At 62.5% G+C, this 9,961-nt stretch carries 9 protein-coding genes; 5 read left to right on the forward strand and 4 right to left on the reverse strand.

The window, feature by feature from the left end; all coding sequences use genetic code 11:
* Positions 1-31: 31 nt before the first annotated feature.
* The 4 genes from ACE04I_RS22795 to ACE04I_RS22810 form a co-directional block, all read right to left on the reverse strand.
* On the reverse strand, positions 32-499 hold the full coding sequence (locus ACE04I_RS22795) for a hypothetical protein (RefSeq protein WP_046794453.1): 468 nt from the start codon (positions 497-499) through the stop codon (positions 32-34).
* Between the two features lie 455 nt (positions 500-954).
* Complete coding sequence (locus tag ACE04I_RS22800) at positions 955-1,776, reverse strand: transglutaminase family protein (protein WP_046794452.1); 822 nt, start codon at positions 1,774-1,776, stop codon at positions 955-957.
* 16 nt (positions 1,777-1,792) lie between these two features.
* The gene (locus ACE04I_RS22805) at positions 1,793-2,734 is read right to left on the reverse strand and encodes an alpha-E domain-containing protein (protein ID WP_046794451.1); all 942 of its coding nucleotides are present in this window, start codon (positions 2,732-2,734) and stop codon (positions 1,793-1,795) included.
* Positions 2,735-2,746: 12 nt separating this feature from the next.
* Positions 2,747-4,156, reverse strand: coding sequence for a circularly permuted type 2 ATP-grasp protein (locus ACE04I_RS22810; protein ID WP_046794450.1), 1,410 nt, complete (start codon positions 4,154-4,156; stop codon positions 2,747-2,749).
* A 310-nt stretch (positions 4,157-4,466) separates the two neighbouring features.
* On the opposite strand from ACE04I_RS22810, the gene ACE04I_RS22815 reads away from it, so the two are divergent.
* From ACE04I_RS22815 to ACE04I_RS22835, 5 genes are all read left to right on the forward strand, one after another.
* Positions 4,467-5,360, forward strand: a complete 894-nt coding sequence (locus ACE04I_RS22815; RefSeq protein WP_046795054.1) for a DMT family transporter — start codon at positions 4,467-4,469, stop codon at positions 5,358-5,360.
* Entirely contained in the window at positions 5,357-5,965 is a 609-nt protein-coding gene (locus ACE04I_RS22820) for a nucleotidyltransferase domain-containing protein (RefSeq protein WP_046794449.1), read from the forward strand. Before ACE04I_RS22815 ends, ACE04I_RS22820 begins: the two co-directional genes overlap by 4 nt.
* 198 nt (positions 5,966-6,163) lie before the next feature.
* A complete protein-coding gene (locus ACE04I_RS22825) occupies positions 6,164-6,916 on the forward strand; it encodes a gluconate 2-dehydrogenase subunit 3 family protein (RefSeq protein ID WP_046794448.1) in 753 nt (250 codons plus the stop codon).
* Positions 6,917-6,926: 10 nt separating this feature from the next.
* The gene (locus ACE04I_RS22830; RefSeq protein WP_046794447.1) at positions 6,927-8,693 is read left to right on the forward strand and encodes a GMC family oxidoreductase; all 1,767 of its coding nucleotides are present in this window, start codon (positions 6,927-6,929) and stop codon (positions 8,691-8,693) included.
* Complete coding sequence (locus ACE04I_RS22835) at positions 8,690-9,901, forward strand: c-type cytochrome (protein ID WP_046794446.1); 1,212 nt, start codon at positions 8,690-8,692, stop codon at positions 9,899-9,901. The genes ACE04I_RS22830 and ACE04I_RS22835 overlap by 4 nt, the downstream gene beginning before the upstream one ends.
* Positions 9,902-9,961 lie beyond the last annotated feature (60 nt).

Raw genomic sequence — 9,961 nt, forward strand, 5'->3', positions numbered from 1 at the left:
CGGGGAACAGGGGTGACGGCATTTCTTTCTACTACCGCAGGGAAAGCTCCCTGATCGCCTTGTCGATCAGCTGGTTCGCGATCTTCATGCGAATGTTCGCATTGTCGCGAAGTTCTTCCGGCACGCCGTCGGGGTGGTTTGCCCTCGCAAACAGCCGGCGCTTTTCGGCAAGCGTGGCGGTGGTTTCGTCCGGCCCGAGCGCAAGGTCGGCGGCGATCTCCTCCGGGCTCAGGCGCAGGAGATGCGCCGGAGGAGGTGTGGGCTCTTCGGCTACCGGTTCCGGCAGCGGATCGGCTGCCGCTTGCCGTTCGGGAAGGAAGGCGAGATAGGCATCGATTTTGCCCGCGGCCGCCGATTGTCCCTCGACCGTTTCGGCAACGAAGCCGGTGCCGAGCCCCTTTATCCGGAAGCTCGGTTCATTCTCCTCGTTCTCATTTTCCGCCCGCTCTTCCTTCAGTCGCGTCAGCACCGACTGGAAGACCGATTGCCCGAACAGCATGGATCATCCTCCTTCCGGCGAGAAGAGCATGCGGAGATGGCGCGGGGCTTGCGGGCTCGGGAGTGGTGGTGAGGCGAACTCCTATCTTCTCCCCTTGGGGAGAAGATGCCCGAAGGGCAGATGAGGGGGCAGAGCCAAATAGAGAATGTTGGAGCTTGCCGTGTGCGCACCCCCTCATCGCCTCGCATTCGCTCGGCACTTCTCGCCGGTGGGGAGAAGGTAGAGAGCTTGCCAATTCACGCAACCTAGAGTGAACTACATTTCAGACCACCTGGAGAGCGCTAATGTCTGACAATAACGACAAGCCCATCAAGGGCCTTTGGATGCTGCGAAGACTTCTGTGCTCTATTACTAGGACCCATTCGCACCGGCGATCGATCCGTCGGAATGGGAGGTCATCCGGGAAGCTTCGGGACTTCCTCTACGGGAGAGTTATGTCGTGGCAGGCCCGTCGACTAACTCTGTGTCTGGCTCTGTCCCTGCTTCCGAGAAACCGTCAGCGAAACCCTGAGGTTTTCGCCGGCCGTGCCGATGCGAAGGCCGGAAACGGGCGCGCAATCCCGATAGCAGAGGCCCGAGGCGATCCGCACGTAGCGGTCGTCCGGGCAGATCTTGTTCGCGGCATCGAAGCCCACCCAGCCGAGGCCCGGTACATGCGCCTCCGCCCAGGCGTGGGTGGCGACCTGCTCGGTCTTGCCGTCCATCAGGAGATAGCCGGAGACATAGCGGGCCGGAATATCGAGGAGCCGGGCGGCGGCGATGAAGATATGCGCGTGGTCCTGGCAGACGCCGGTTCTCGCCTCCAGCGCCTGCTCGGCGGTGGTTTCCGTGTCGGTCGTGCCCGGCGTGTAGGCGACGGTTTCGTGGATCGCCTCCATGAGCGCGTGCATCCTGGCGAGCTCGCTGTTGCCCTTCAGACTTCCCGCCAGTTTGCGAATGAGCTTGCCCGGCCTTGTCCGCGGCGTCTCCCGCAGGAAGAGCCATAGCGGGCAGAAGCCCTGATGGTAGCCGTAGACGCCCGCACGGTCCTCGGTCTCCACCTCGCCGCCGGCGACGATGCGGATCATGTGTTCGGTGCCTTCGGCCGAAACGAGTTCGACCCGATTGCCGTATTGGTCGGCATAGCCTGTTTCGATCTTCGCGCCATCGACGGCGACCGACCAGTCGATGATTTTCTGGCCCGGACCGGTAACGGGCGTCAGCCTCAGGCGCTGCAGCGAATAGGGCACCGGCGCGTCGTAGAGATATTCCGTCGTATGCAAGATTTTCAGCCGCATGGACGCTGATCCTGACCTATTGGTAGAAGCGGTAGCCTTCGGAGATTTCGGCGCTGAGCTGGTTGTTGCGGCTGACGAAGCTTTGCAGGAAATCGTGCAGGCCGGTGTCCATGATCTCGCCGATCGACCCGGCTTTCAGGGTCGTGCGGATCGCATCGGCGGTCTCGTGCGCCGTCAGCCGCTCGCCATAGTCGTCGGCGAGATTTGCCAGGTTTCCGACGATCTTCTCGTAGCAATAGGCCAGCGAGCGCGGCATCTGCACCTTGAGAATGAGGAAGTCGGCTATGTTGGCGGCGTGATATTCCCCGTCATAGACCCAGCCGTAGGAACGATGGGCCGAGACGGAGCGCAGGATCGATTCCCATTGCATATTGTCGAGCACCGAGCCGACCTGCCCGACTGAGGGCAGCAGAACATAGTATTTCACGTCGATGATGCGGCTCGTATTGTCGGCCCGCTCGATAAAGGTGCCGATGCGCGAGAAGTTATAGATCTCGTTCCTCAGCATCGAGCCGTGGAAGGCGCCGCGAATGAGGCCGCAGCGGTGCTTGATGACGTCGATCAGTTCGGGCAGGTCGGCCGCCTTGACCTTGCGGGCAAGCCGCGCCTTGAGGTCGATCCAGCACTCGTTGGTGGCTTCCCAGGTCTCGCGCGTCAGCGCGGTGCGCACCATGCGGGCATTGTTGCGGCCGGCCTCGATGCAGGACATGACGCTCGAAGGGTTGGCCTGGTCCCGCAGCAGGTAATCGGTCGCATTGGCGGCGGTGACGGTATCGTGGACCTCGCTATAGGCATCGCGCACGCCGGCGCTGTGGAGCACGCCGTCCCAATCCTCGTCGCCGGTGCCGGTGCGGGTCAGCGAGACGCGCAGGCCCGCATCCACGAGGCGGGCGATATTCTCGGCCCGCTCGATGTAGCGGAACATCCAGTAGAGGCCGTTTGCGGTTCTTCCCAGCATATGCTTACGCCCTCAATCTTCCAGAACCCAGGTGTCCTTGGTGCCGCCGCCCTGGCTGGAATTGACCACCAGCGAGCCCTGCTTCAGCGCTACGCGGGTCAGCCCGCCGGGAATGATCTTCACCTTGTCGGAGACGAGGACATAGGGGCGCAGGTCCACATGGCGGGGAGCGATGCCCTTGTCGACGAAGATCGGCACGGTCGAAAGGGCGAGCGTCGGCTGGGCGATGTAGTTGCCCGGCTTGGCAGCGAGCTTTTCGGCGAAATCGGCGCGTTCCTGCTTCGTCGCCGTCGGGCCGACCAGCATGCCGTAGCCGCCCGAGCCGTGCACCTCCTTGATGACCAGTTCGCCGATATGCTCCAGCACGTATTTGAGGCTGTCGGGCTCGGAGCAGCGCCAGGTGGGCACGTTCTCCAGAAGCGCCTTTCGCCCGGTATAGAACTCGACGATCTCGGGCATGTAGGAATAGATCGCCTTGTCGTCGGAAATACCGGTGCCCGGCGCATTGGCGATGGTGATGTTGCCGGCGCGGTAGACATCCATGATGCCGGGAATGCCGAGTGCCGAGTCTGCCCGGAAGGTGAGGGGATCGAGGAAATCGTCGTCCACGCGGCGGTAGAGCACGTCGATCGCCTCATAGCCTTGCGTGGTGCGCATCTTCACCCGCCCGTCGATGACGCGCAGGTCGCCGCCCTCGACCAGCTCGACGCCCATCTGGTCGGCGAGGAAGGAATGTTCGTAATAGGCGGAATTGTAGATGCCCGGCGTCAGCACCGCCACGCGCGGGCGCCCCTTGCAGCCGGGTGGCGCCAGCGATGCCAGCGATTGGCGGAGCAGCCGCGGGTAATCCTCCACGCGCTGCACCTTGTTCTGGGTGAAGAGTTCCGGGAACATCTGCATCATGGTTTCCCGGTTTTCCAGCATATAGCTGACTCCGGAAGGCGTGCGGGCATTGTCCTCCAGCACGAAGAACTGGTCTTCTCCTGTGCGAACGATGTCGGTGCCGACGATATGGGTATAGACGCCGCCCGGCGGCTTGAAGCCGATCATCTCCGGCAGGAAGGCGGAGTTCTTCTCGATCAGTTCGCGCGGGATGCGGCCCGCCTTGATGATCTCCTGCTTGTGGTAGATGTCGTCCAAGAAGGCGTTGAGCGCAAGCACCCGCTGCTCGATGCCTTGCGCCAGCTTTCGCCACTCGCGGCCGGAAATGATGCGGGGAATGATGTCGAAGGGGATGAGCTTTTCGGCGCTTTCCTCGTGTCCGTAGACCGCGAAGGTGATGCCCGTCTTTCTGAAGATGTTCTCCGCATCCTGGGCTTTGCGGATCAGGTGTGCCGCATCCTGGCCGGCATACCATTCGTGATAGGTCTTGTACGGCTCTCGCGGAAGGTTTTCCGCAGTCAACATTTCATCGAATGCCAAAGGCGCGTTCCCCTTTTTACGCCATGAAAGTACAATGCGAGGAGCAATGCAAGAACCGTGCGCAATTGCCGGGAAAGTTTCCGAAAACTTCAAAAGCGTTGCCGCAAATACTTTCTGCTCACGGTTTCCTGTCCGTCGGGTATCTCCCTTGAAGGATGCCGGTCCCGGCCATGCCTCAGAAATCATCAACTGCCCGCGCGCGCTGTTCAAACGCTGTTCATCCTATCGATCAGTTTTTCTGCTTTGACGCGGAATGCTGCTCGCGGCTAATCAAGCGACTCTCCTGACAAACGGCCAGCGCCGGAATCCCATCATGATCGACCGCCTGGCTCCGGCCCTCTTCGTTTTTCTGTGGTCCACGGGCTGGATCGTCGCGAAATATGCGGCGGCTCATGCCGATCCGCTGACCTTTCTCGTCGTGCGCCATACGCTGGCGGCCATCGCGTTCCTGGCGGTCTGTCTCGTCGTGAAGGCGAAATGGCCGAAGACGCGCGGCCAGATCGGCCATGCGGTCGTCTCCGGCATCTTTCTGCACGGGCTCTATCTGTCGGGCGTCTGGTATGCGATCGGGCAGGGCGTTCCGGCCGGGCTTTCCGGCATCATCGCCGGGCTCCAGCCCTTGCTGACCGCAATGGCCGCGCCGTTTCTCATCGGTGAAAGACTGAAGCCGGTCCAGAAGATCGGTCTCGTGCTGGGTTTCGCAGGCATCATGATCGCCATTTCTCCGCAGCTTCTCGATGTCTTCGACCGCGGGCTGGCGGGACTTGCCTTCCCTGTGCTCATCAATCTCGTTTCCATGACCTCGGTCACCTATGGCACGCTCTACCAGAAGCGCCACCTGCAGGAAGGCGATCTCCTGACGATCGCGACGCTGCAATTCGTCGGCGCACTGATCGTCACTGTGCCGCTGGCGCTCGCGCTGGAAAACCTGCGCTTCGACTGGACCCACCAGGCGATCGCCGCCATGGGCTGGTCGGTCTTCGGCATCTCCATGGGCGCGGTCGGCCTGCTGCTCTATCTCATCCGCCGGGGGCAGGTCTCGCGTGCGGCCTCGCTCATCTATCTGATGCCGCCGGTGGTGGCGATCGAAGCCGCCATCCTGTTCGGCGAACCGCTGACGCTGCCGATGATCGTCGGCACCGCGATCGTGGTCGCCGGCGTCTATATGGTGAACAGGAAGGCAAGGGCGGAAACGGGTTCATGACGCCGTCTTCGCAGCTGGATCATGGCGCATGGTCCGCCTGGCATCCGTCCGAACTGGCCGAGCGGTTGGGCGCGACCGCAAAGCCCTGGTGCATCGTCGGAGGATGGGCCCTCGACCTCTGGCAAGGCCGCCAGACCCGCGATCACGAGGACCTGGAATTCGCCGTCCTGCGCGAAGATGTCGACATCTTCCGGCAATGTCTCAGCGGCGGCATGCGCTTCCATGCGGTCGGAGACGGTGTCGTCACTTATCTGCCGTCGGACGAACAGCCGCCGGCGGATATATTCCAGATATGGTGCGAGGATGTCGCCGCACGCCGCTGGCGGGCCGACATGATGATCGAGCCTGGGACGCCCGAGATGTGGGTCTACAAGAGGGACGCGCGCATATCCGCGCCTCGCGCCGAGATGGTGGCGAGAACGGCGGATGGCATTCCCTATCTGAAGCCCGCCGCGATCCTGCTGTTCAAGGCGAAGTATCGGCGTGCGAAGGACGAGGTCGATTTCGACAACGCGCACGGGAGGCTGACTGCGCCGGAACGGGTCTGGCTGAAAGCCTGCCTCGATGCGCTTCATCCCGGACATGCCTGGGCGGAACGGCTGTAGAGCCGAGGTCTATCGCCGCTGGGTTGCGTGGGTCGTTCTTTGTTCGTTGCCGCGAAATGAGAGTGTGATTCCGATTTATCAAATTTAGCCTTGCCGACTCCCACTCCTGCCCTAGGTGAAAATTGAACCGTTCGGTTCGATGAACCGGTGCGCGTCATCTCCGGCGCGTCTCCGCATTTTCCTTGGGGGAGTCTTCCTATGGAAAGACACTGTCTTAGGCGCCCGACGCGGCGCCAATTTCTCTCTTCCGTCGCATTCACCATTCTTGCCGGCAGCGCGGGTCCGGCGCTTTCGCGCAGCATTTCCGGCGCCTTGCCCTGGGAGGCGCGCGCGGCTGATCCGCCGGTGCCGGTGACGCCCGGCGGCTGGCTGTTCTTCACGCCGGACGAGGCGGCCACCATGGAGGCGATCGTCGACCGGCTGATCCCAGCGGACGAGCTTTCGATCGGCGGCAGGGAGGCTGGCTGCGTCGTCTACATAGATCGTCAGCTTGCGGGCTATTACGGCAATTCGACCAGGCTCTACACCAAGGGGCCCTTCCTTCCCGGCCTACCCACCCAGGGCTATCAGTACGAGGCGACGCCGGCGCAGCGCTATCGCGCCGGGCTTGCGGCGATCGACGCCTGGAGCCGCGAGAACAAGGGCGGCAAGCGGTTCTTGGAGCTTCCCCCGGAAGAGCAGGACGCCACGCTCAAGGATATCGAGGAGGCCAAGATCACGCTCCCGAACGGCGTGGACTCCAAGACCTTCTTCAACCTCATGCTGACCAACACGACGGAGGGCTTCTTCGCCGATCCGATCTATGGCGGCAACAAGGACATGGTCTCGTGGAAGATGCTGGGCTTCCCCGGCGCGCGGTACGACTACCGCGACCACGTCTCCAAACACAACCAACCCTATCCGCTGCCTCCGGTTTCGATCGCAGGCTCGATGGAATGGATGAGCAGGTAGCGAGAACATCATGACCACCATTCTTCCCCGCAAGGACGTCGTCATCGTCGGCCTCGGATGGACCGGTTCCATTCTTGCCCATGAACTGACGGAGGAGGGGCTCGACGTCGTCGCAATCGAACGCGGCCCCTGGCGCGATACCGCCACGGATTTCAACATCGGCTATGCGCAGGACGAGCTGCGTTACGCCATCCGCCGCGATCTCTTCCTGCAGCCGATCGTCGAAACCTTCACGATGCGCAACGACACCTCGCAGACGGCGCTGCCGATGCGCGACTTCGGTTCCTTCCTGCCCGGCAACGGGGTAGGCGGCGCCGGCGTCCACTGGAACGGCCATACCTGGCGCTTCTGGGATAGCGATTTCCGCATCGTCGATCATCTCAACGAGCGTTACGGAGCCGGCCGGGGCGCGGATTTGCGATTGCAGAACTGGGGCATTACCGGTCCCGAGATCGAGGGCGCCTTCGACCGGTTCGAATATCTGGCCGGCATTTCCGGCAAGGCGGGCAATATCAACGGGCAGATCCAGGAGGGCGGCAATCCCTTCGAGGACCCGCGCTCGCGCGATTATCCGCTGCCGCCCATGCAGATGACCTATGCGCCGACGCTGTTTGCCGAAGTCACGAAATCCATGGGGTTCCACCCGTTCCCCACGCCCTCGGCCAACCTTTCGCAGGATTATATCAACCCGCTCGGCATCGCCATGGGCCAGTGTACCATGTGCGGCTTCTGCGAACGCTTCGGCTGCGCCAACTATTCGAAATCGAGCGCGCAGACCACCATCCTGCCGGTGCTGATGAGGAAGAAGAATTTCGAGGTCCGCACCGACTCGGAAGTGCTGCATGTCGATCTCGATGTCGCGAAGAAGAATGCCCGCGGCGTCACCTATATCGACACTTCGGGGGAGGAATTCTTCCAGCCCGCCGATATGGTGCTGCTATGCGCCTATGGCCTGCACAACGTCCGCCTGATGATGCTGTCGGGCATCGGACGGATCTACGACCCCAACACGGAGGAGGGGACGGTCGGGCGGAACTACTGCTATCAGACCAATTCCGGCGCGCAGATATTCTTCGATGACAAGAACTTCAATCCGTTCGTCGCAGCCGGTGCGCTCGGTCAGTCGCTGGACGATTTCAACGGCGATGCCTTCGATCACGGCCCGCTCGACTTTGTGGGCGGCGCGGGCATCAACTGCATCCCGTCGAACGGCCGTCCGATCCAGACCCGCCCAACGCCGCCCGGCACGCCGCGCTGGGGCTCGGAATGGAAGAAGGCGACCGTTTCGGCCTACAAGAGCACGCTCGGCTTCTCCTCCCAGGGGTCGAGCTATCCGAGCCGCGGCAATTATCTCGATCTCGATCCCACCTATACGGACCGGTTCGGGCGGCCGTTGATGCGCATCACCTTCGATTTTCCGGACAACGACATCCGCATGTCCAACTGGATCTCGGACCGGATGGAGGAGATCGCGAAGAACTTCGGCGGACGGCAATACGTCATCAACCGCCGGAAGAAGGGCTGGGATTCGGTTCCCTACCAGAGCACCCACAATACCGGCGGGGCAATCATGGGGACCGATCCGAGAACCAGCGCCGTCAACAAGTACCTGCAGAGCTGGGACGTGCCGAACGTCTTCGTCGTCGGCGCCTCCGCCTTTGTGCACAATGCCGGAAAGAACCCGACCGGCATGGTGGGCGCGCTCGCATTCCACGCGGCGGATGCCATCCGTCAGCAATATCTCCGCAATCCGGGTCAGCCTCTGGTGTCGGCATGAAGAAGATCGTCTTTTCCCTCACGCTCGTCGCTTCCGCCCTTTCGGCGGGGCTGGCTTTCTCGCAGGCTCCGGACCTGGCGGACAAGATCATCCGCGGCCGCTATCAGGCAATCCTCGGCGATTGCTCCGCCTGCCACACCGCGCCGGGGGCAAAGCCGCTCTCCGGCGGCCTGCCGCTCGAAACGCCCTTCGGCCAATTGATCCCGCCGAACATCACGCCCGACAAGGCGACCGGCATCGGCAACTGGTCGGAAGAGGATTTCCATCGGGCGATGAAGACCGGCGTCGGCCATGAGGGGAAACGGCTTTATCCGGCCATGCCCTATCCGGCCTATACCAAGATGAGCGACCGGGACATTTCCAACCTCTGGTATTATCTCAGAACCGTGGACCCGGTCTTCAATCCGGTCGAGGCCAACCAGTTGCCGTTCCCGTTCAACATCCGGCTTTCGATGCTCGGCTGGAACATGATCAATTTCTCAGGCGGCGAGTTCAAGCCGGACCCGAACCAGTCTCCCGAATGGAACCGCGGCGCCTATATCGTGGAGGGGCCCGGCCATTGCGGCACCTGCCATTCGCCGAAGACCTTCCTCGGCGCCGACAAGAATGATCAGGTCTTGCAGGGCGGCTCGCTTCAGGGATGGTATGCGCCGAACATCACCGGCAATCCGCATATCGGAATCGGAAGCTGGAGCGACGACGAGCTCGTGCAATACTTAAAGACCGGGGCGAATTCGCATACGATCGCATCCGGTCCCATGGCGGAAGCCATCACGGCCTCGACCTCGCAGATGACGGAGGGCGACCTGCGGGCGATCACCACATACCTCAAGAGCACCGAGGGCGGCCCCACGGAAAAACCGCAGCCGATCGCGGCGAGCGATCCGCACATGACGGCGGGCGCCGCCATCTATCACGACACCTGCTCGGCCTGTCATGGCGGTGACGGCAAGGGCGCGCGCCAGCTCTTCCCGGCACTCGCCGGAAGCGCGATCGTCCAGCAGCCGAGCGCCGAAACGCTGGCAAGACTGGTGCTGAACGGCAGCCAGGCGGTGCATACAGCGGAGGCGCGGACGTCCCCCTCCATGCCGTCGCTCGGCTGGCGGCTCTCCGACCAGCAGGTGGCGGACGTGCTGACCTATGTCCGCAACAGTTGGGGAAATGCGGCGCCCGCCGTGGAAGCCTCGCAAATCGCCAAGCAGCGATAGGATATCGGCTCGGATCGCTGAAAGCCGTTGCGAATTCTCCCGTCATCCTCGGCCTTGTGC

The organism is Rhizobium moroccans, from assembly GCF_057559155.1.

What these genes read in the sequence shown, in the direction of transcription:
- ACE04I_RS22830 (WP_046794447.1), top strand. Translation starts at nt 6,927, where the DNA reads ATGACCACCATTCTTCCCCGCAAGGACGTCGTCATCGTCGGCCTCGGA.
- ACE04I_RS22795 (WP_046794453.1), bottom strand. Translation starts at nt 499, where the DNA reads ATGCTGTTCGGGCAATCGGTCTTCCAGTCGGTGCTGACGCGACTGAAG.
- ACE04I_RS22800 (WP_046794452.1), bottom strand. Translation starts at nt 1,776, where the DNA reads ATGCGGCTGAAAATCTTGCATACGACGGAATATCTCTACGACGCGCCG.
- ACE04I_RS22820 (WP_046794449.1), top strand. Translation starts at nt 5,357, where the DNA reads ATGACGCCGTCTTCGCAGCTGGATCATGGCGCATGGTCCGCCTGGCAT.
- ACE04I_RS22835 (WP_046794446.1), top strand. Translation starts at nt 8,690, where the DNA reads ATGAAGAAGATCGTCTTTTCCCTCACGCTCGTCGCTTCCGCCCTTTCG.
- ACE04I_RS22805 (WP_046794451.1), bottom strand. Translation starts at nt 2,734, where the DNA reads ATGCTGGGAAGAACCGCAAACGGCCTCTACTGGATGTTCCGCTACATC.
- ACE04I_RS22825 (WP_046794448.1), top strand. Translation starts at nt 6,164, where the DNA reads ATGGAAAGACACTGTCTTAGGCGCCCGACGCGGCGCCAATTTCTCTCT.